This window comes from Rhizobium sp. CC1099, from assembly GCF_029714385.1.
Taxonomy (GTDB): Bacteria; Pseudomonadota; Alphaproteobacteria; order Rhizobiales; family Rhizobiaceae; genus Rhizobium.
In genome coordinates, this window is the sequence record NZ_CP121641.1 from 1,646,302 (window position 1) to 1,668,673 (window position 22,372).

The following is a 22,372-nucleotide window of genomic DNA, read 5'->3' on the forward strand; positions in this document are numbered from 1 at the left end:
AGAAGTATGGCTGGCAGCGTGAACAAGGTAATTCTGATCGGAAACGTGGGCGCAGACCCCGAAATCCGCAGGACGCAGGACGGCCGCCCGATTGCCAATCTTCGCATCGCGACGTCCGAGACGTGGCGTGACCGCAATTCCGGCGAGCGCCGCGAAAAAACCGAGTGGCACACCGTCGTCGTTTTCAACGAAGGTCTTTGCAAGGTTGTCGAGCAATATGTGAAGAAGGGCGCCAAGCTCTATATCGAAGGCCAGCTCCAGACCCGCAAATGGCAGGACCAGAACGGCAACGACCGCTATTCGACGGAAGTCGTGCTACAGGGGTTCAATTCGACGCTGACGATGCTCGACGGCCGCGGCGAAGGCGGCGGTGCGAGCGCCGGCGGCGGACGCGGCAGCAGCAACGATTTCGGTGGCGGGGGCAATTACGGAGACAATTACGGCGCCCCGGCGCAGCCGTCCGGTCGCAGCAGCGGTGGCGGCGGGAATTTCTCGCGCGATCTCGATGACGACATCCCGTTCTAGGGAGGAACGTTTCAGCTTTTGTAAACTACCCCATCTATCATGTTGAGGCAGCGAGGGAATTTCGAAAGTTTACAGATTGGGGAAGCGTTCCACGTGTTGTTTGGTAGAGGAGCGCTGAAAAACTGTAAACTAACGCCTCGCTGCAATGGTGTTTTCGAAGATAGATCTGGAAAAAGTAAACACTGTTCACGAAATAAGTTGAACAGTGTTTAGAAAAAAGATATAGATCAGCTATTGCATTGCCTTGATTCGTAGGTGATGGTCCCGAGCTATGTTTGATAGCTGGGGTTTTTTGCTTGCGTAAAAATCCATACTTCGTTCGATGGTGTCGCTTTTCATCTGGCGAGCGGATGCCCTTGCTTATTTCTGTGACCAGCGGCCTTCCGCTGGAATCCCCCACATATTGGATCACTGCCCACCGAAGGGCGCTCGGCATGCAGCCGAATACCCTGTTCAACGAACTCCGTTCGCTGATGCACCTCTACCTCTGGGCTGACCTCCGGGGGATCGATGTCAGCGAGCGCCTCAGGGACGGCGTCTTCCTGTCCCTGAGTGAGATCATCGATCTGGTCGGGTTCTGTGGCCGATACCTCGCGGACATACTTCCCGAACTAGAGCAGCGTCGCTCGAACGTCGTCGCGCTGGTGAACCGGAGGACGCCGCCGAAAGAGGACGCCGTCCAGTCCGGCGAGAAGCGGAACCGACTGACCGTGATCCGCGGGTTCCTTGACTTCACGAGCGCTGACCACCTTTCCGAACTTCAGAAATGGCCTGCTCGCTGGTCGGTATATGACAAGATGCGTCGGGAATGCCTCGACCGGATGGGCGAGTACATTGGAGCGATCCGGGCGCCGAACCGCGACGATGTCGGACAAAAGGAGGGCCTCGACCCCGAGGTGGTGAAGAGGCTGCTGGCCATCGTCGAGCCCGACCACCCCGACAATCCCTTCCGACCGGAAGTTCGCTTCCGGAACTATCTCATTGTCAGGCTGCTCATCGAGCTTGGCATACGGCGCGGCGAGCTTCTCGGTCTCTATGTGGTCGACATGGCGCTCAGCGGCGCGAAGGGCACCGTCACCATTCACCGACGGCCAGATGACAAACATGACGGCCGCCGGGAAAAGCCCGCCGCCAAGACTGCCGCGCGCGTTCTGCCGTTGAGCGGTCGCGCGACGGAACTGGTTCACGAATGGGTTGTCGAGTACCGGTCCAAGCTACCGCTCGCAAGGCGGAATCCCTTCCTGATCGTCACCATCCCCGACGGCAAGCCGATGTCGCTGTCCAACATCAATAAGATCTTCCAGGCGATACGGAAGCGTGTGCCGGGGTTGCCCGACGAGCTCGGGCCGCATCTGCTGCGCCACTCGTGGAATGATGCCTTCTCGGAACAGATTGACCGCAAGGGCAACGTCTCGCCGGAAAACGAGATCAAGTGGAGGAAGCGGCTCATGGGATGGCGGAGCGATGCGACAGCACAGCACTATCTGCGCCGCACGACACGGCGGAGGTCGAACGAGTTTCTCGCAGAAATACAGGAAGGCTTGGACATCAGGATGGGCGACGAGGGGGGGATGATGCATGAGACCGATTGACGGCGCCGCCAGTTCTGGAGATTTGCCACCGCTTCCGGACAGCGTAACGACCCGCGATGGAATAGTGTTCGACCCGCGGCTCGCTCATTGGCCGGTGGGCGGCCTGATGTTCCGCCGCACGTTGAGGTTTGATGAGTTCGACCGCCTCTCAAGCGGCGTGGTGCATCGGCTGAAATGGTTGATGATCGTGCAGCTACGGGAGATGTCATTCGCCCATGCGTCCAACCTCTTCAGTAACTTCCTCTGGTTCTATCGCTCGGTCCTTTCGCTGCTGAACTCGTCTTGCGAGCGCATCGAACTCTCGCACATCCTAAACTACAAGGCGCTGCTCAACGGCTCCACTGAATGGAAATTAGGGGTACTGCGTATTGTGCTCGCCGACATGAGCAAGCTCGGCTTTGGAGTCGCGTCGGACGAGGTGATCGAGTACCTCGATAGTTCCACCATACGCGGCAACATCAAGGGAACGTCCATCCGCACACGGAATCCCAACCAGGGAGCGTTCAGCGACACCGAACTCTTGGCGATTCAGTCTTCTCTCAACAATGCTTACGCCCGTGGTGAGATCAGCATTGATGGTTTTGCCATTGTGTGGCTGTTCCTCGCCTACGGCTGTCGCCCGATCCAGATCGCTTCGATGAAGGAAATGGACCTGGTTGTCTCAGAGAACAGCGAGGGCAAGGCATATGCGCTTCGAATTCCTCGCGGAAAGCAGAGAGGGCGTGGTCACCGCGACCTCTTCAACGCGCGGTACTGCAGCAAGCAGATCGGCGTTCTGCTCGAGAGGGTGATCGAGCGTAATGCACATAGGCGGGCGGAGAGCAATCTCGCGCAAGGTGACGCTCCGATGTTTTGGGCGCGGGAACAGGGAGAGTTGCCTGAACTACCCTACCACCGAACTTCGCGTAGTATCGGACAGACCGTACTACAGGCAACACGTCGACTGAGCGGTCTGAAGGGCAACTCCAAGCGATTCAGGATAACCCTCGCGCAACGAGCCGTTGACGATGGCAAGGACAAGTGGACGGTCGCCGAGCTACTCGACCACTCGGATACCCAGAATGTCGAGGTGTACTTCGAGGCCAGCCCTGCAATGGTCCTGCGTCTCGACCGCCACCTTGCGATGGAACTGGCGCCTATCGCCCAAGCTTTTGCTGGCGTCGTCGTCGAGACTGAGGAGGAGGCGCGGCGCGGCGGGGATCGGACCAGCCGTATCTACGACCGGACGCTTGTCGACAACATCACTGATCCCCTTGGGACATGCGGGCAGATGAGCTTCTGTGGTCTGGCCGCGCCGTTCGCATGCTACACCTGCCGTCACTTTCAGCCATGGATCGACGGGCCGCACGAGGAGTTCATGGCCGCGATGATCGCCGATCGCAAGCGTCAGGAGGACGATGGAATATCGCCCAAGATCTTCACCATCAGGGATCGGGCGATTTTGGCAGCGGCGGAAGTGATCCAGCTCTGTTCCGCCGAGAGGGAAACTCGAGAGGTGCTGGCATGAGCGGCACTATTCTCAAGTTTACCAGCAGCGAGACGGAATACCCCTCCGACCGCGTTGCCGAGTTTGTTGCTCTGGCTCGTGAAATCGAGGCTCTGGTATCGAACGATCAATGGGACCTGGACGTCTGGTCTGTTGGCGAATCGTTTATCACAAAGGGTCAGAACCGGGACAACCGAGTTCTTGCGTTCTACAATCGCGACACGACGCTGACCAACAGGCAGGAACTGATCGGTGGGGCTCCGCTCGCTGCTCCGTTCAAGGAGTTCGCTAAGGCTTACATCAGGTATCTGCATTCGGCGTCGCCTGTCCTCTTTGAGCCAACCGCCAAGCGGCTCGGCGCGCTACAGTTTATCGAGGCCAGCTTCCGGTCACTCAACCTCAAGCCGCTTATCGAGAACCTGAACGTTACAGTGCTCAATACGGCCGTTTCCATCGCCAAGGAGGGCGTGGGGGCAGGACGTCACTATCAATTCGCGATCTCTATCCAGCAGATTCATCGCTTCTGTCTCGACCGCAAGTTCCTCATCGCGCCGTTCCAGTGGAAGCACGGGATCAGGAAGCCCAAGGACAAGACCGAGCAGATCGGCAAGGAAGCGAGAAAGTGGCGAGACGAGAAGCTTCCCAGCCCGCGGGCCTACCACGCGCTGGCCCATATCTATCGGCATTCGAAGACCTTTGTGGATCGTCTCTATTCCGCGATGACCGCCATATTCGTGGCGATCCCCATCCGGATCCATGAGGTGCTGCAGCTTCGCAACGACTGCGAGGTCTACGGAACGGTGAATAATCCTGAAACAGGGGAGGCGGTGGACGGGTACGGCATCCGGGTCTTTCCCGGAAAAGGAAATCCGCCGCAGGTCAAATGGGTGGCCACCGAAATGGTGTCATTCCTGCAGAACGCCGTGGCCCGGATCCGCGAGATGTGTGCCCCGGCACGCGCCCTCGCGGCTTGGTACGAGGCCAATCCCGGTCAATTGTGGCTGCCCGAGCATCTCGAGCGCTTTCGCGACGGCGACTGGATACCCATCGAACACGTTCCCTCCTTGCTTACCGGACGGGACTTGCCCGCGACCGCGTCCTGGATTCGCCTGAATGGTGTCGAATGCCGCTGCGAGGGGACGCGCAACAGCGTGAAAGAGGTGCGCCTCTCATCGCTGGCCGACCGCCTCCTCCAGGATCTTCCCAAACGCTTTCCGAAGTTCAATGGGAGGGACGATCAGACCTATTCGCAGACTTTGGCACTGCTGTATGTCAATCAGGCCCATGCCCAGAGAGGGACGTATAGCACGTTGGTCGAGCAGGTGACTATCCAGTCCTACGATCACTGGCTGTCAGGCCATGATGGTGGAAAGAAGCGGAGCGTCTTCGAGGAATGGGGCTACGCGGAAGGCGATGGCAGTCGGATTGAACTCAGCAGTCACAACTTCCGCCACTGGCTTAGCACGGTCGCCCAGTTGAAGGGCATGAGCGAACTCGATATCGCGATTTGGAGCGGACGCGAGATCCAGCAGAACAAGGCCTACGACCACGTCACACCTGAAGAGACGCTCAGCCAGATCAGGGCCGCGTTTGACGACGGCACCGGAATCGGCCCCATGTTCGAGGTGGGCAGGATGGTCGGCATCAACCGACCCGTAGATCGCAAGGAGTTTGCCGACGCCCAGGTTGGCGCTGCCCTGACGACGGAACTCGGAATCTGCGTTCACGACTACTCGCTGCTTCCGTGCCAGACGCACGGAGACTGCCTCGGCTGTTCCGAGAACGTCTTCATCAAGGGCGACGCGAAGCATCGCGAGAGGATCGAGAAGCGCCTTGTCCTCACTCAGAAGCAGCTCGACGATGCGCTCTGGGCAATGGGTGCCGATTACTTCGGCGCCGATAGATGGGTCCAATCCCACGATGCCAGCATCGCAAAGATGCGGGAGATGATCGCAATCCATGACGATCCGACGGTACCCGATGGCACCGTGGTCAGCCTCCGGGGCGCATCGCGCGACAGCGAGGTGGCGATGGCACTCCGCGACAGGGACGAGCGCGGCGGCGGCGCTGCGACCGATCAGGCAGACGACGACGCGGCGGATGAGCTTCTCGCTGACATCTGGCAGGACTGACCGATGGCCAAGGCCCGTCTCACGAGCGATGAAATCGAGCGGATCGTCGAGCTGCTGACATCATGGCGCGGAACGCTGAGCTGGGAGCTGTTGCTCGAGCGCGTCGAGACACTTCTTCGCCGCCCGTTTACACGGCAGGGGCTGGCGAAGCAGGACAACATCCAGATCGCATATCAGCAGGCCAAGGATCGCATCCGCAAACAGAAGCCGACGTATTCGGAGGCGCTGCCCGAGATCGAACTGATGAAGAACACCATCGACAGCCTACGGGCGAAGATAGCTATGATGGAGGCCGAACGAGGCCGCTACGAGGAGAAGTTCGCCACCTGGCTCTACAATGCGCGAAGCCGCGGAATCTCGGAGCTTGACCTGAACAGACATCTGCCAGAAGTGGACCGGGACTGGAGCACGAAGGAGCGATGAGCCTCAACTCATTCCAGCAGATCAGCGAGGAAAACTTCCTTCGTCTCGAGGCGTACATCGAGAAGATGCAGAGCGCTGGCCTGAAGCTTCCGAGCAGAGGCGGCAAGGTCAACAAGACGGCCGTCGCTACGGCGTGCGGGTTTAATCGGGAGACGTTCACCCAGAACAAGCGCTTCGACCAGCGGCTGGACGAGGCTGTCACCGTGCTGGGCTTGGAAGGTCCGACCGCCCCTGAGCCGCCACGCCGAGATGGCGCGGACAAGGCGCGCATCACCATGCTCGAGCAGCAGCTCGCAGCGCTGAGGGGCGAGAACTACGAACTGCGGCGAAAGCTCGCAAGGTACGAGCATGCGACGCTGACTGGGAGGCGGGTGATCCTATGACGGCAATCCCGCGCGGCCGCCACATCGTCGAATTCCTCGCCTCGCGACCGGAGTTCGTCGGCGTAGGCAAGGCGACGGCCGCACGCCTGTGGGAGCGGTTCGGATCCGACCTCTACGCCATCCTCGGCGATGGCGACATCGACCGCCTCTCGGAGCTGCTCGACCGCAATCAGGCTGCGATCGTCATCGAGGCTTGGCGGAACCAGCAGGCGCTCGCCGACTGCGTTGTGTTCTTCGACGAGCACGGGATTGAGATCGGCATCTCCCGGAAGGCGGTCGACTTCTGGGGCGATGAAGCTGTCCTGAAGATGAGGGACAATCCGTATCGGCTGCTGACCGTATGCACATGGCCGAAGGTCGACCGGGTCGCGACTGCTCTCGGCATCCGTAAGGACGATCCCCGTAGGCTTGTTGCTGCTGTCGAAAGCGTTCTCTACGACCGCCTCGACCGCAAACATACCTGGTGTGGCGGGCCCGCTCTCGTCGGCCTCGTGGCAAAGCGGCTCGCCACGACGACCGAGCACGCCGCAGCGGCGGTGGAGCTGGCGGTCGAGGACGGCGCGGCAATACCGATCGAAGGCGGCTTCCAGCCTGCGGGCGCGGCCTACATGGAACGGTTCATCGAAGCTCGGATCGACGGGTATCTCCGGAGGACGTCTGGCCGGGACTTGTACCTCGATGGCATCCGGTCAGAGGACATCGCCAGTTTCCTTTCCGGGTTCGATCCGTCCCGAGCCCTGACTGACGAGCAGCGCAATGCGGTCGGGATGGCGATGCAGGACACCTTCTCACTGCTGATCGGCGGCGCTGGCGTCGGCAAGACCACCGCACTCCGAGCCATCAACGCGGGTGCCCGGCGGTTCGGCATGAACGTCTACCAGCTAGCCATCGCCGGCCGCGCCGCCGGGCGGATCGCCGAGACGACCGGACAGCCGGCCCAGACCGTTGCGTCCTGGCTGAAGGGGGTGGCGGACGGACGCATAGAACTCGGGCGGCACACGCTCGTCATTGTCGACGAGGCGTCGATGCTCGACCTTCCCACGTTCTATCGAATCCTCTTTCATCTGCCGGAAGACGCCCGCTGTCTGCTGGTCGGCGACACTGCACAGCTTCCGCCGATCGGCTTCGGCCTCACCCTGCACCGTCTCGTCCTCGAATGCCGGATACCGAAGACGGAACTCACACGGATCCTGAGAGCTTCGGCGGAATCCGGCATCCCGGAAGTATCCCTCGCTATCCGTCAGGGCACTGTCCCGCGGATCCCCGTATATCACAAGGAGTGCACCGGCTGCAGCTTCGCGGCCGCTCCTGAAAACCGGATCGTCGAGACTATCGAGGACGTACTCCATGACCTTCGGAGCGAGGAGGTGCAGGTGGTTGCGGCCGTTTATGCCGGAGCCGCCGGGATCGACAATATCAACACATATTTCCACGATCTGCGGAAACGAGCTGGCTTCGACGCGATGCATGGGTTCGCCGAGGGCGATCCCTGCATCTGGACTGTCAATGACTACGATCGACATCTCTGGAACGGATCGATGGGAATGGTCGCAGGCTTCGATGGCGACGCCGTCGTCGCGGTGTTCGATGGGAAAAGCCACCGGATTGGGCCCGGCGAAATCCTAAAACTCAGCCTTGCCTACTGCATCAGTGTCCACAAGGCTCAGGGCAGCCAGTTCAGGAACGTGGTCATGCCCGTTTTGCCGACGGCGAACATGGATCGGGCGATGATCTATACGGCAGTGACGCGGGCGATCGACCGGGTCATCCTCGTAGGTTCCGAGGTAGGGTTCAACAAGGGGGTCCGACCGCACCCCAGATCACTGGACAGGGACGTGGCTCTCACGCTCAGATCCAATGAAACTGCGCTTGTGTCGTTATGAGGATGCTCGCTGGAGCTGCGCTCGACAACAAACGCAGTTCAAGGCGAATTCCACACGACCTGATCAATGGAGAACTACCTTGCAGGAAACCACGCGCCAGATGGAAGTCTTCTCCTCCGTTGTCTTCGACGAGACGCTGCACTTCCTTACGCTCCCCGATGGCAAGACTGACGAAGCTTGGGGAGTCGCTGGGATCGAAGGCTTGCTAGACAAACACTTTGATTGTGATGCAGAGCTCGCAAAGCACTTCTTCCGCCGCGTCGATCAGTTGTATCCAGGCGGCTACGAGATGGCGGTCACGATCAGGGACGCCGAGCTTTACGACATCAGATTATCGCAGGGTGGGGAGACCGAGGTTCATCCCAATCGGTTCGTCTTCTTTGAATCCTGACCAATTGGGCCGACGCTACATTGCTCATGACCTCAAACAGAACGGACTGGCGAGAGCCAGTCCGTCATCGTTCACACGGTCATCGCCGTCCCCGGCTGTACCGTGGTCCTGAGTACCATGGAAATCGTTCACTGCAAATATCCTAGCGGGTGAATGATGCCCCTCCGGGGCATCAGAGGGGCGGCAATGAGCCCTTAGCTTCGCTGTCAGATCCGCCGAGACGCTGTCCCCGGCTAACTGCTGCCGGTCGGCTTTGATTGCTGTGAATTGTCGATTAGGCCCCAACCTTGCCCACTTGCGGGCCGGACGAACACGACACCCTGTTCCTCGTAGCAGGTCTGAAGCAGGATCGAGGCATGCGTCCGATCAAGCTCGCCCGACTCAAGACGCTGAATTGTCCGTCTCGAAATCCCTGCCGCTTGGGCAGCTTCCACTTGCTTTAGGCCAAGCAACTCTCGTGCGGCGCGCAGGACATTGGGCGGTGCGATCATTCATGTCAGATCGCATGTGTCGCGATGCTGAGCAATCTTTGATCGTATGTATTCACTCTCGAAGAAGGGAAATCCGAGGATTCAAAGAAATGAACGACGCCTTGGGCGTCGTGCGTGACGCCCAAGGATTCGCATGTTATAGAGCCCCCAGAATATCTACCATGAAGGAATGGATCTTTGACCTTTCGATTCGACAGTCCGGCCACAGCACGGCGATTGTTTGACGATCTCAGACAGCTCGACGACGGCACACTGGATGTATCCTCTGTACTTGCCGAGGCCCCGACACTGAGCGGCTACAAACTTGTCCTTGGTTGGTCCCACGCTCTCTGCGGAACGGTCCACGGACATCCTCGCCTGCAGGACGGGAACAAAGTCGTCACAAGCCAGCTCTTCTTCCTTGATGAGCAACTGGGATTGGCACGCACCATGAACCGCTGGTACCGGCTGGGCGGCTCCGGGCATCGGGGGCACTGATATGAGGGGGAGAGATACGAGAGATCGCTTCCGTACGGTGATCAAGGATCCGGCCATATATCTGGCCTATCGTGGCTTGCGTCGAGCTCTGAAAGAAAACAGCCAATCGTTGCGGCCAGGCGCCGGTGGGTTTGTTGTCTTCGTGGTGCCTGCCGGATACCGTACACACGATTACGAAGTTGCTGCCTACGACGTGATCGGTGCCGACCGAGAGGGGTGGGCGCCGCTGAATAAAGAAATACGCCTTGCCAATCCCCCCAAGAAGAAGAGTAAGCTCCATGAACCGGTAACGGTCTTCGATCTTCCTGGATTGGCGGTCTTGATTGCCAGGAACCTCAGTGAGGTTCCAAAGGAAGTACGGTTCGCTGCCCTGTCGGTTTTGTTTGTCGAGCCTCCCTCAGCACAACATATTCATGCAGCGCGTCGCCTTTCGGGAAGACCTCCCATCTCCGAAGAGCATGCTCTTCTACTCGGTCAGAAGCCGCAAAACATCATGGTTGCGGCAATCTTCAAAAGGGACATCGGAGCTCGGGAGATTGCCGCGCTCGACGAGCTAGACCGTCCGGACGCAGAAGGGCCAAGCCTGTTCGAGTTGCCGGGTTACGAGGAAGCGAAGCTCTGGGCTAGAAGACTTCAGTCCGATGTGGCGCGGTGGCGGGGACGCGGGCTGCCATGGAAAGAGGTCGGCGGTTGTGCGTTGATTTCCGGTCCCCCGGGGACAGGCAAGACGTTCTTTGCAGCCGCCCTTGCGAACGCACTCGGACTGAGACTGATCTCCACGACCATCGGAGAATGGCAGTCGGCGGGAACGCTGGATGAGACCCTGATGGCGATGAGGAACTGTTTCGAGGCAGCGAACGACGGGCGAGGAGCTGTCCTCTTCATAGATGAAATTGACAGCATCGGCTCCCGGTCGAGCAAGCCCACCGGTCATCGCAACAACCACTATTGGCAGATCGTTCTCAACGAGTTCCTGAGCCTGTTATCAAGTTTGGGAGATGGCGTCGTTGTGATTGGCGCCACGAACTTCCCGGACTGGATCGACCCCGCAGTTCTGCGAGCCGGCCGGTTGGAGCACCATTTCACGCTGCCTCTCCCGGACAAGGTCACACGAGCCGAGATTCTGGACTACCATGTCGAGGGAAATCTGCCGCAAGAATCCTTGTCGGAGATCGCCGAGACGCTGGATGGCAAGTCTGGCGCCGCCCTCGAGCAATTGGTGCGCGAAGCGCGGAGAAGAGCGAGGGGCGAGGATCGAGAGCTGGAACTCCAGGATCTTAGGGCTCAGCTTCCGGAAAGGATCCACTACAGTCCGGACGTGCTGCTCCGGCTCGCTGTCCACGAGGCCGGTCATGCGTTGCTCGCGCTCGCGACCGGATACGCGACGAGCGCCACGATCGAAGTCAAGGACTCCTTTGATGCATCGGCTCCGGCATACCTGGGGGGACTAACTTGTTACGATCTGACGGAAGACCATCTTCCCACGGAAACGAGCCTCCTCAACCGCATCGCCGTGGCTATGGCCGGAATGGCAGCAGAGGCAGTCGTCTTCGGCGATCGTTCAGCCGGATCAGGCGGCGTGATTGGCAGCGATGTTGAGCGGGCTTCGTCCATTGCTCGGCGAATGGTCGGCAGCTACGGCCTCGGCTCGAAACCGGTCTTTATCGCCCCCGTCGAAGAACTAGCCGAGAGAGGATTGCCAGAATCCTTGGAGAAGGAAGCGATGGAAATCGTGTGGGCGCAGTATGACCGGGTCCTTGCAATGCTCACCGCGGAGCGGGATCGTCTGCTCTGCCTGGCGACGGATGCGGTTAATCATCGCATTGTCAGGATCGAACGCGGGGGAACAGCGGATGCGGCGTAGCAGTTTGCGCCGAGTTCGATGCGACATGTGAGCTGATGGCCTGCTGGCGTCGGAACCACGTCTATCTTCATAAAGAGGATCGCTGCGCCAGCCAAGGATTCGGCGCTGGCGTTGCCGATAGCTAGGTGTGGCCTGATGAAAGAAGAACCTACGAAGAGCCTCCTCGATGAGCTCAAGGAGTTCGGTTTTCGCGCATTCCGTAGAGCGCGGTTGATAGTGGGGCAGGGTCGCCCCAGGGAGAAGCTCCGAAGGTATCCGGCCAGCCGAGACCGTTCGCGCGAAGAGCTTCGGGATGACGAAAAGAAAGGGAAATAAGCACCTTTTCGACGAGCTCGCGCCGTTTGGCCGGCCTTAAGGTTTTGAGAACGGCGGTGGAAAAACCGGCCACGCAGCGGCGGGATAGTCCTGCTGCGGACGGAGTCAGAACCGGCCACCCATTTCCCTTCTACAATGAACGCTGGAGGGACACGCGCTACGCGGTGGAATTACATCTGAAGGTTCGCTTGGCCGTCTCGGAAGGGATGAGCCATACGATCGCACTCGAAAGCGACCCTCCGAACAGCCACCACTGCAAGCATTTATCAGAAGCCGTATTTCGCACGCCTCGTCGTGAAAGCTCGTTGCCCGCCTTCCAACAGATTCTTCACGAGATCCTTTATCTTCGGCACATCGATCGATCCACACAGCTCCTCCGAGATGACGGTGCGTTCGACTCCGCCGTCGATAACCGGTTGAAGGCCTACTATCTGTTCGGCGTCGCCAAGAACGGGAATGTTCGCGTTGTGGCTGGAGAAGATGAACTGTCGACGGCGTTTCTCAAGCCTCATTGCCGGTACGATGCTGTCGGCGATGAAGCGGTTGTCGAGGTCATCTTCGGGCTGGTCGACGATGAGGGGGGCATTGGACTCGAGGAGTAGAAGCAGGAGGACTGCCGTGGCCTTCTGGCCGGTCGATAGCTCATCAAGCTCCTTCCATGTCGGCAAACCTTCGGGCCCGACGTTTAGTTCGACAACCGCTTCCGCCGGCAGCTCGCATTCTTCGACCTCGAGCGCGAGCGAATCGCCTTGCTGCGCGATGCGATCGGCGCTGGCGAGCGAGAACCCGTAGGTCCTTTGAAGAGTCTGTGACCCGGTTCGAATGGCGTTCGCTAGGTTAGTTAGTCCGAGAGCTTCGTGCAATCGAAGCTTTTCCAGGGGTTGGGCTAGATTGCCTCCCACTCTTTGTTTCAGGATGTTTTCCAGAGGGACAAGGTCCGAATTCTGACGCACACGGACACGGACGCGGTTTTCCAGCCGCTGGGACACCCGCCGGGCGGCTCGCTCTAGCGAACGGTAGTCTTTCGCCTTGAACTGCTCCCATTCGACAAGAAGGTCCTGTCTTTCCGTTGTCATGGACGCGAGCTCGTCGATGATGCTCTGTTTCAAAGTTTCCTTCGGTTTGAGCATCTCCACCTGATTTTTGATCGAAACGAAACGCCGGGGCTCGTGCCCTTCAGATTCGAGCTCTCGAACTAGGCTGGCGTACCGACGCTCCGCAGCCTCGTTAAGGGGCGCCCACTCGGCCCTAATGGTCTCGATGGCGGATTTCGCGGAGGCCGAGGCTGCCTCAAGGTCCGAAACGGCTTTCCGCCTTGCGTCGTCGAGCCGAGCGGCTACCTGATCCAATCTTTCGAGAAGATCCCTGTCCGGAAGAGGGACTTCTTCGCCAGGAGTCAGTTTCGTTCCTTCCTCCGTCGGCGCGAGCTTTTCTGCTGCCGTGACCACATCCGACGCGATGTCGAAAGCTGTGTCGAAAACTCTCGCCTCGGCGTCGAAGCCGGTCTTCTCGCTCAGTCGCTCTTCCAGCCCTGCGGTTGCAAAGCGTGCGAGGTTAGTCTTCAAGCCGGGCAGGGCGGCCAGTTGCTCTTCTATCTGACCGAGGTTGAATTTCGTGGAGGTAATGTCGTTTCTCGATTTCTGCAACTTCTCGCGTAAGATCCGACGCTCCTCCCCAACATCCGTTTCGCCCGAGGTGAATCGGCGAAGGATTTGCGCAAGCTTGTCCGGATGTCGGGTCAGTTCCGATATCTCGTGCTGGCCGAAGATTTCGACGTCTCCGATAAGATCGGCAGGTGAAAGGTCCGGCAACCGATTTCCATTCTGATCGAGGACGACCGGCGACTGGCCCATGATGCGCGAGATGAGATAGTACTGTGGCGAAGGTCTCGGCAGCCTGATCAGGACGGACACGACCGAACTAGGCTTGAGGACTTGCTTCAGGATTGCGCCGTGGCTCCGCTTTGCTTCGTCTCCTTTAGGATCGACGCCGAGCACATATCTGAGGCTTTCAATAAGTGTCGACTTGCCAGCGCCTCGTCCGCCGACCAGCACATTCAACCCGTTGTTGAGCCGGAGGGCCTGACCATCGAGAAGGCCACCGGCCCAGCCGACGGCAACAATCTCCGTATGCTCGTCGTCTTCTGGGTCTGAGTTCAGCTTGATGCGAGATTCCCAATCGAGGAACCCTTGCCGTAGTCCCTCGATCGAGACGGAACTCATCTTCACGAGCGTTGTGCTGCTCTTGTCGGCAAATCCCGTCGGCGAACTCACGTCGTTCGCGTTAACGACACATATGGGACGGTCGCGCTTTGCGGTCGGGTCGGTATTCTTCAGGATATCCAGGCAGTTCTGCGGAGCATCTTCTCTCGGCCCTGCGATCGCCGCAGCGAGCAGATGTTCGCTCTTCCATGCCTGCGCCCGAGCATGTCCTCTTAACGTTGTAAGAAGACCGCTCGCGCTGCAGACATGCGCTGCGATGCAAACGCCTTCGGACTCGGCGACCATCTGAAGTATCTGTTCGCACGTTTTCCGCGCGATCGGCGACGTGGCGGAATGGTCGACAATCTCGCAGGCCCCGATATGTCGCTCGATCTTTGATAGCGGCGTCCCTGGTGCGAAAAGGCACAAGAGATGAATGCCTTCGCTGGAATTGGCTTCGAATCCTGGGAAGACGACAATGCCCGCGGCTTCCAGAGTTTCGAGCAACGACGCTGTCGACGAGACACGGAAGTGGTCGGTAAGCCCGACGACCTTGACGTCGGCGGCGACGCAGGCGCGTACCATGGCTTCATTGTATTCCGCTTCGGTTGCAAATGTGTTCGCGACGGCAGAATGTCGAGCACCGTATTCGAACGGGTTGACCTGGAACGCGCACTTATAGAAGCGTGCCCCCTCGGATCGCCTTAACGCCATCTTGATTTCGTCGCCAACTCCGTCGTGACCGAGCAGCGTGAGCAGTTCCGTAGAAACTTCCAAAGATCCGGCCATCGTAAACCTCATTGAACGGCCAAATGATCTAACCGAGTGCGATCATGCAATCAATGGGCGAGCCTGTGCTCTACGTTGGATGTCACTCAGGATTGTCCAGCGATGGATGCAGTTGTCGTCCAACCTTTGCATCACAGCATTGCGAGCGGCGATCCGGCATAAGAAATTGGGGTTACTTCCGCCACTTCAAACATCGACGGTGCGCCGGTGGGTTTCGGTTTTGAAAGTCGACGCCTGTCAGCGGCTGAATGAGTGATGGGGCTGAGTGGCTGCGGGATCATTTTGGCCAGCAAGAGATCAGCAACAGAGAAGGAATTGACTACCGGCCTCTCACCGGCGATCAATTTACTGTGTTTCGCTGACAACTTTTGCGATCGGCTCCCAAGTTGCTCTTCGTATTTCTTAATAGGTATCATAGCTGGCCCGGTGAACGCGCCCGCGACTACTCCGAGCGTTGAGCCGGACACGCCGGCCGATTCCCAAGCGGCCGGGATCGAGATCGAGGCTGACGGCGCTATAAAGATACCGACCGTAAGAGCGACTATCACCAATAAGGTGGAGGCAGGACGTGATGCGTTCGAACTCCGAGGGAGGAAATATGCATTCTGAGGAAAATGAATGTGCCGAAAGAAATATGGATGTAATCATCGACGACGTAGGCTCGATCCCCTACATCATCATCGAGTTTTTTGCGCTTTTCTCGCGTCTGGAGTTCGCTCTTCTCTCCTCCGGCTATTCCGGGGGAGAGGTTGGAACAAATGCATGGGTCACGTGGGACCGGGTGGCGACCGATCTGCACAAGTCGTTCTTTGCGGATTGCATCGCCGACCAGGAGGTCGATATTCTTTTTCGCGAACCCGCGCGGATTTTGGTGAAAAACGAAGCCGGTGCGTGCAAATTCGTAGACGGCCAGATTCCCCAAACGTCGGTACAACTGCTTCTTCAGGTTAGAACGATCCGCAACAATTTGTTCCATGGTTCTAAGGTGCACTTCACTGACAGGGACAGGCTTCTCGTCGTGGCTGGAATAAGAGTAGTTCGCCATTTGTTGGACGTCCTCGACAAATGCGAATTCACTCGCAAAATTCGATCTGCGTGGGCATATGCCGATATTGGCTTCCAATAGCTCGGGTAGCCTGTCCGCTGGGCCTTACGCAGATGCGTTAATGGAACTTCGTTGCCGAGCAAGGTGCGGGCCGATGAACGACCGGACTAACGTTCTCGTATCTAATCACCCGCTTGAGCCGGGGTTGCCAAGGACTCTCCGCAGTTGCTTCTAGGTGTGATGGAGGCATGTCGCGTTATCTATCGCCGGAGGCCGCAAATGAGTCTAAAAGGCTGTTTCTATCGGGGGTATTGCAGTGAGTCTTATCAAATCCAAAAAGCGCGTTGCCGATCACGGGGAGGTATTCACGCCGCCCTGGCTGGTTGAAGAGATGCTCGACCTCGTCAAGGGCGAGAGCGAGCGGATCGACTCCCGCTTTCTGGAGCCTGCCTGCGGCAGTGGGAATTTTCTCGTTCCCATTTTGCAACGCAAGCTCGCGGCCGTGGAGTTGAAATTCGGCAAGTCCGATTTCGAGAAACGCCACTATGCCCTGCTGGCCTTGATGTGCGCCTACGGGATCGAACTGCTGGATGACAACATCGCCGAATGCCGCGCGAACATGCTGGAAGTGTTCGCCGACTACCTGAATCTTGATGAGTCGGACGAACTCTATCACGCAGCGTCCTTCGTGCTGTCGCTCAATCTCGTTCATGGCGATGCCATGACCATGCGCGACACGGAAGGCGCGCCCATCCGCGTGGTGGAATGGGGCTATCTCGGCAAGGGAAAATTCCAGCGGCGGGATTTCCGGCTCGATGTGCTGACAGGGATGGCGAGCTTCAGCGCGGAAGACTCGCTGTTCGCCCATCTCGGCAAGCACGAAATATTTACGCCAGCCAGAGTATATCCTCCCGTGACGGTGCGCGATCTGGCGGGCGGAGATGTTTCGGGGGAAGCCGCATGAACGAGCAGGCAGGATTTACGCTGCGGGGCCGCAACCCCGATGTTCTGACCTGCATCGCCAACCTTTCTAACGACGAGGTGTTCACGCCGCCCGCGTTCGCCAACCAAATGCTGGACACGCTGGCCAAGTCGTGGGCCGCGCAAAACAATGGCGCGAATATGTGGGCCGATAGTTCGGTTCGCTTCCTTGATCCGTTCACCAAGTCCGGTGTGTTCCTGCGGGAAATCACCACGCGGCTGATCACCGGGCTGGCGGAGGAAATCCCCGATCTGCAAACACGGGTGGATCATATCCTGACCCGGCAGGTATTCGGCATAGGCATCACTCGGCTTACCAGCCTGCTTGCGCGCCGAAGCTTGTATTGCTCTAAGCACGCGGACGGCGAGCATTCTGTCGCCAGGAGCTTTTCCAACGACGCAGGCAATATCTGGTTCGAGCGGATCGAGCACTCGTGGAGCAACGGGAATTGCGAATTTTGCGGCGCAAGCAAGGAGACGCTTGGCCGTGGCGGGGGATTGGAAACCCACGCCTATGCGTTCATTCACACCAACGACATCAAGACTCGCATGGGCGAGCTTTTCGGAGGCGACATGCAATTTGACGTCATCATCGGCAATCCGCCGTATCAGCTTGACGATGGCGGATTTGGTACGAGCGCCGCGCCTATTTATCAGTTGTTCGTAGAGCAGGCGAAGAAGCTCGAACCGCGCTATTTGTCCATGATTATTCCTTCCCGTTGGTTTGCTGGTGGCAAAGGGTTGGACGAGTTCCGCGAGGCGATGCTCAAAGATAACCGACTTCGCGAAATCAATGATTACCTCAGCGCAGCGGACGTTTTCCCCGGTGTCGGCCTCAAGGGCGGCGTGTGCTACTTACTCTGGGAACGCGACAACCCCGGCCAGTGTCGTGTGACCACCCGTTTCAAAGATTGGCCCGTTTCCTCGGCTACGCGCCCGCTGCTGGAAGAAGGTGCGGATGTCTTCATCCGCTTCAACGAAGGGCTCTCGATTCTCAGGAAGGTCATCGCCGTCGAGACTGGTCAAACCCAATCGCTCTCACTCCCCGAAAGCAAACGTTTCGACCGATTGGTTAGTTCTCGAAAGCCGTTCGGTCTTGAAACAAAGTTCAAGGGCAAAGCAACCAAGCGTGCTGGCGACGTGTTAGTCTATCAAAACGGTGGAATAGGGTACGCTGCGAGAAACTCTATTACCAGTGGTACTGACCTCATAGATCAGTGGAAGATTTTCGTTAGCTACGCGGCCCCTGGCACTGGCAACAAGGACACCTACCCGCATCGGATCATCAGCACGCCGTTTGTCGGCGAGCCAGGCAGCATCTCGTCTGAGACCTACCTCTGCATTGGCCCGCTCGAATCCAAGAGCGAAGCCCAGAGCGTCTTGTCCTATCTTTCCTGTCGCTTGACCCGCCTGCTGGTGCTTCTGCGCAAGCCCTCTCAGCATGTCACAAGCAAGGTGTATGCTTCCGTGCCAAAGCAAGATTGGACGAAGCAGTGGACGGATGCCGCCCTATACACGAAGTACGGCCTCACCAACGAGGAAATTGCGTTCGTCGAGAAAATCGTCCGCCCAATGGATTTAACGAACAATTTGTTTGATCAAGTCGGCGTGGACGATGACGAATAAGACCATCGAGGAAATCCTCACTCCTAAGCCGGAAGCGCGTCCGCGCATCTATGCCTATGCCATCGCCGACGCAGCGCATGCCGGGTTACTCAAGGTCGGCCAGACGACGCGCGACGTGAAGCAACGTGTAGCTGAACAGCTCAAGACCGCCGCGATCACCAATTACACCATCGAGCTCGACGAAGCCGCCGAGCGCGACGACAGCGGCATCATCACCGATCATGACGTGCGCGATGCGCTCAGGCGCAAGGGTTTCGCCAACCCGATGCTGGAATGGGTGAAATGCACGGTCGCCGATGTGAAAACCGTGCTGACCGAACTGCGCACGGGGCAGATATTCACAGGCACGCACCACGAAACCTTTCCGCCGCGCGATGAACAGGCGGCGGCGGTGGAACAGACCTATGCCTATTTTCAATCCCGCTGGCAGCAGGACGCAAACGCCGTTCCGCGTTTCCTCTGGAACGCCAAGATGCGTTTCGGCAAGACCTTCACGACTTATCAGCTTGCCAAGAAGCTGAATGCGAAGCGGGTGCTGGTGCTGACCTTCAAGCCCGCCGTGGAAGATGCCTGGCAGACCGACCTTGAATCGCACGTCGATTTCGACGGCTGGCGATACATGTCGCAGAACGCGGCTGGCGACCCGCGCGGTGTCGCGGCAGCAACGCCGCTGGTCTATTTCGCCTCGTTCCAGGACCTTCTTGGACGGGATAAGGCGGGCAATATCAAGCCGCGCAACGAATGGATTCACTCGATCAACTGGGACCTCGTGGCGTTCGATGAATACCATTTCGGAGCATGGCGCGACACGGCCAAGGAACTGTTCGAGGGCGAAGATGCAGCGGTCGCTAGGAAAGAAACCAGTCTCGAATATGCTGCCGATCTGGATGAGATGAACGAAGAGCTTGGCGTGCTTTCAGAGAGTGAAGTGGAGTTTCTACCCATCACCACGCGCGCCTATCTATATCTCTCCGGCACACCGTTCAAGGCGCTGGCAACGGGCGAGTTCATTGAGGAACAGATATTCAACTGGACCTATACGGACGAACAGCGCGCCAAGGCAGAGTTTGCCGAGAAGAATCCCGGAAAGCGCAACCCCTATGGTGCACTGCCACAAATGCGGCTGCTAACCTATCAGATGCCCGATGAGTTGCTTGCGATCGCCAGTGCCGGGGAGTTCGATGAATTTGACCTCAACGCCTTCTTTGCCGCCCGCGGCACAGGCGAAACGGCGACATTCAGGCACAAGACCGATGTGCAGAAATGGCTCGACATCATTCGGGGCGGTCATGCACCGCAAGCGGTAGACAGCCTGAAATCTGGCACGCGGCCACCATTTCCCTATTCGGACGTCCGGCTGCTTCCCTACCTGCAACATTCATTCTGGTTCCTGCCCAACGTCGCCGCCTGCCACGCGATGGCGAACCTGCTGGCGGAACGGCAGAATGCCTTCTGGCACGATTACAGGGTGATCGTCGCGGCGGGAACATCGGCGGGGATCGGACTCGAAGCCTTGCCGCCCGTCCGGCAGGCTGTCGGCAGCGGTTTCGATACGAAGACCATCATACTTTCCTGTGGCAAGCTGACCACTGGCGTAACGGTGGCGCAGTGGTCCTCGATCCTGATGCTGCGCAATCTGAAATCTCCGGAGACTTACTTTCAGGCGGCGTTCCGGGTGCAATCGCCCTGGTCGATCAAGAATCCCAACGGCGACAACCCGAATGAGGAAGAAATCCTCAAGCCCGTTTGCTTCGTGTTCGACTTCGCGCCGACACGCGCGCTGCGGCAGTTGTCGGAATATGGCATCGGTCTTTCTCCGGGCGAACCGAATCCGGAAAATGCCGTGCGGGAGCTTGTCTCATTCCTGCCAGTGCTGGCCTATGACGGCGCGAACATGACGCAGATCGACGCGGGCGGCATTCTGGACATTGCGATGGCAGGCACTTCGGCGACGTTGCTTGCCCGCAAGTGGGAATCGGCGCTACTGGTGAACGTGGACAACGCCACGCTCGCCCGAGTTCTCAATCATCCCGATGCGATGGCAGCCGTCGAGCGTATCGAGGGCTGGCGGGCACTTGGCGACAACATCATCGAAACGATCATCAACAAGAGCGATAAGGTCAAGGAGCTCAAGAACAAGGCGAAGGAAGGCGAGCTTACCGCAAAAGAGAAGAAAGAGCTAAGCGACGAGGAAAAGGAATATAAATCCAAGCGCAAGCTCGTCCAGGAAAAGCTCATCAAATTCGCCACCCGCATCCCGGCCTTCATGTATCTCACGGACTTCCGCGAAAACACGCTTCAGGATGTTATCACCAAGATCGAGCCGGACCTTTTCCGGACTGTGACTGGTTTGACCGTCGCCGATTTCCACCTCCTAGTGAGATTGAAGGTGTTCAATACCGAGCGGATGAACGAAGCCGTCTTCGCTTTCCGCCGATATGAAGATGCTTCGCTACGCTACACGGGTATCGAGAGCCATGAAGGGTTGAGGCACTACGGTCTCTACGACACCGTTGTGGCGATTGAGCCGGACGTGACTCTTGACGAGATCAGGGAGGTATATCGAAGCAACTGGGGCGGACTCCCGGTTGGCTCGGTGTGCCTTGATATCATCGACTTCCTAGCATCCAGGCCGCTCGATCAACTTAAGTTCCTCACCTTCACGACGCTCTCTCAGGCGGCGGGCAGGGAAGCTATCGACACGGATGTCCTTGCTGCTGTGAACCTGCTGACTGGATCCAGGACCGCGGTGTTGCAGGTGCATGCCATGCTCGTCGACGAAGACAATACCGAGTATGAGCTCTCGCTCGAGGACTTCGCGGAGGCGCGACGGACTGGAATGCTGAGACATCCGGAAACCGGGGCGTTAGTTCCAGATTTCGAATCCCGTGTCATACCGTTCTTCGCGCCGACCGAAGAGTTGCAACGTGAGCTCACAGATGCCTGATCTGAAGGATTCTATCGCGTTTATCAAGGCTTCGCTAAGCCACTCGACCCCTGCTCAGATAATGCTCGACATGATTATGGCGACTGCACATGAGCAGCGCCTGACACTGGTCGAGCGGGCAGTGGATTGGGTGGCTCAGGAGTTCGTGAAGACAAGTCACGTCCGGCAGGCGATGGGCGAGGACACCCTGACTGTAGAGATCGTCACGTCGCTGAAGGCGATGGGCTTCCAGGCCGCGCACGACACGCAGTATGGCGGCCACTGCGACATCGTCGTCGAGGCCCGAGACGATTTCCTTTGGATCGCCGAGGCCAAGAAACACAAGGACTACGACTGGCTGCTAGCAGGGTTCGAACAGCTCGACCGCAGATACAGCACAGGAATTGCGGGTCAGGATGCCGGGGAGATGATCATCTACTGCTTCGGAGCGAGGGCGGATCTCGTTCTTTCAGAATACCAGTCAAGGCTCTCTGTCGCACGGAAGGATGTCAGGTTTGACGGCGCCATAACACAAGGACTGTTCCGGCGATCGGTCCACACGCACGTTAATACGGGACGGGACTTCCAGGTCCGGCATTTGATCGTGCCCCTCTACTTCAACCCTACCAGGTAGCAGGGCGCAGGTCAGGGATCGGCTGTATGCACAGCCTTCACGCCCGGTCTTAGCCGTTTGTAAACTACAGGCCCGTTTTGGCCTAGAATCGGATCATATATTTACATTTTATCGGAACATCGTGATGATTGTTCCTTTAGAAAACTGATATTGTTGGTATTCTCTCTCTCAGTTTACAGTTTCATTCCCTATTACCGTTCTGAGAAGA

The 22,372-nt window shown here is 58.3% G+C and carries 17 protein-coding genes; 15 read left to right on the forward strand and 2 right to left on the reverse strand.

Annotation, left to right across the window (positions count from 1 at the left end; all coding sequences use genetic code 11):
• The first annotated feature begins 6 nt into the window (after positions 1–6).
• The 10 genes from QA644_RS08480 to QA644_RS08525 all read left to right on the forward strand — a co-directional run bounded on the left by QA644_RS08480 (position 7) and on the right by QA644_RS08525 (position 11,647).
• Positions 7–525 (forward strand): single-stranded DNA-binding protein, encoded by a 519-nt coding sequence (locus QA644_RS08480; RefSeq protein WP_283071947.1) that lies wholly within the window; start codon positions 7–9, stop codon positions 523–525.
• A 434-nt stretch (positions 526–959) separates the two neighbouring features.
• Positions 960–2,117 (forward strand): site-specific integrase, encoded by a 1,158-nt coding sequence (locus QA644_RS08485; RefSeq protein WP_283071948.1) that lies wholly within the window; start codon positions 960–962, stop codon positions 2,115–2,117.
• A complete protein-coding gene (locus tag QA644_RS08490; RefSeq protein ID WP_283071949.1) occupies positions 2,104–3,624 on the forward strand; it encodes a site-specific integrase in 1,521 nt (506 codons plus the stop codon). Before QA644_RS08485 ends, QA644_RS08490 begins: the two co-directional genes overlap by 14 nt.
• On the forward strand, positions 3,621–5,735 hold the full coding sequence (locus tag QA644_RS08495) for a hypothetical protein (RefSeq protein ID WP_283071951.1): 2,115 nt from the start codon (positions 3,621–3,623) through the stop codon (positions 5,733–5,735). The genes QA644_RS08490 and QA644_RS08495 overlap by 4 nt, the downstream gene beginning before the upstream one ends.
• A 3-nt stretch (positions 5,736–5,738) precedes the next feature.
• Positions 5,739–6,158, forward strand: a complete 420-nt coding sequence (locus QA644_RS08500) for a hypothetical protein (RefSeq protein WP_283071953.1) — start codon at positions 5,739–5,741, stop codon at positions 6,156–6,158.
• Positions 6,155–6,541 (forward strand): hypothetical protein, encoded by a 387-nt coding sequence (locus QA644_RS08505; protein WP_283071955.1) that lies wholly within the window; start codon positions 6,155–6,157, stop codon positions 6,539–6,541. Before QA644_RS08500 ends, QA644_RS08505 begins: the two co-directional genes overlap by 4 nt.
• A complete protein-coding gene (locus QA644_RS08510; protein WP_283071957.1) occupies positions 6,538–8,424 on the forward strand; it encodes an AAA family ATPase in 1,887 nt (628 codons plus the stop codon). The genes QA644_RS08505 and QA644_RS08510 overlap by 4 nt, the downstream gene beginning before the upstream one ends.
• A 79-nt stretch (positions 8,425–8,503) precedes the next feature.
• A complete protein-coding gene (locus QA644_RS08515; protein WP_283071959.1) occupies positions 8,504–8,815 on the forward strand; it encodes a hypothetical protein in 312 nt (103 codons plus the stop codon).
• Between the two features lie 668 nt (positions 8,816–9,483).
• Positions 9,484–9,783 (forward strand): DUF6634 family protein, encoded by a 300-nt coding sequence (locus QA644_RS08520; protein WP_283071961.1) that lies wholly within the window; start codon positions 9,484–9,486, stop codon positions 9,781–9,783.
• Between the two features lies 1 nt (position 9,784).
• Positions 9,785–11,647, forward strand: a complete 1,863-nt coding sequence (locus QA644_RS08525; RefSeq protein ID WP_283071963.1) for an AAA family ATPase — start codon at positions 9,785–9,787, stop codon at positions 11,645–11,647.
• 581 nt (positions 11,648–12,228) lie between these two features.
• Here the strand turns inward: QA644_RS08525 and QA644_RS08530 are convergent.
• Positions 12,229–14,952 (reverse strand): TrlF family AAA-like ATPase, encoded by a 2,724-nt coding sequence (locus tag QA644_RS08530; protein ID WP_283071965.1) that lies wholly within the window; start codon positions 14,950–14,952, stop codon positions 12,229–12,231.
• Between the two features lie 131 nt (positions 14,953–15,083).
• Positions 15,084–15,419 carry a hypothetical protein gene (locus tag QA644_RS08535; RefSeq protein ID WP_283071967.1) on the reverse strand — a complete coding sequence of 112 codons (336 nt, stop codon included), beginning with the start codon at positions 15,417–15,419 and terminating at the stop codon, positions 15,084–15,086.
• A gap of 101 nt (positions 15,420–15,520) precedes the next feature.
• Here QA644_RS08535 and QA644_RS08540 point away from each other — a divergent pair, with 101 nt between their 5' ends.
• The 5 genes from QA644_RS08540 (at position 15,521) to QA644_RS08560 (ending at position 22,164) form a co-directional block, all read left to right on the forward strand.
• Complete coding sequence (locus tag QA644_RS08540; RefSeq protein WP_283071969.1) at positions 15,521–16,078, forward strand: hypothetical protein; 558 nt, start codon at positions 15,521–15,523, stop codon at positions 16,076–16,078.
• 235 nt (positions 16,079–16,313) lie between these two features.
• Positions 16,314–16,961: a DNA methyltransferase gene (locus QA644_RS08545; protein ID WP_283071970.1), complete on the forward strand. Its 648-nt coding sequence runs from the start codon at positions 16,314–16,316 to the stop codon at positions 16,959–16,961.
• Positions 16,958–18,604 (forward strand): Eco57I restriction-modification methylase domain-containing protein, encoded by a 1,647-nt coding sequence (locus QA644_RS08550; protein WP_283071972.1) that lies wholly within the window; start codon positions 16,958–16,960, stop codon positions 18,602–18,604. Before QA644_RS08545 ends, QA644_RS08550 begins: the two co-directional genes overlap by 4 nt.
• Complete coding sequence (locus QA644_RS08555; protein ID WP_283071973.1) at positions 18,594–21,551, forward strand: GIY-YIG nuclease family protein; 2,958 nt, start codon at positions 18,594–18,596, stop codon at positions 21,549–21,551. The genes QA644_RS08550 and QA644_RS08555 overlap by 11 nt, the downstream gene beginning before the upstream one ends.
• A complete protein-coding gene (locus tag QA644_RS08560) occupies positions 21,544–22,164 on the forward strand; it encodes a hypothetical protein (protein ID WP_283071974.1) in 621 nt (206 codons plus the stop codon). Before QA644_RS08555 ends, QA644_RS08560 begins: the two co-directional genes overlap by 8 nt.
• Positions 22,165–22,372: the final 208 nt, after the last annotated feature.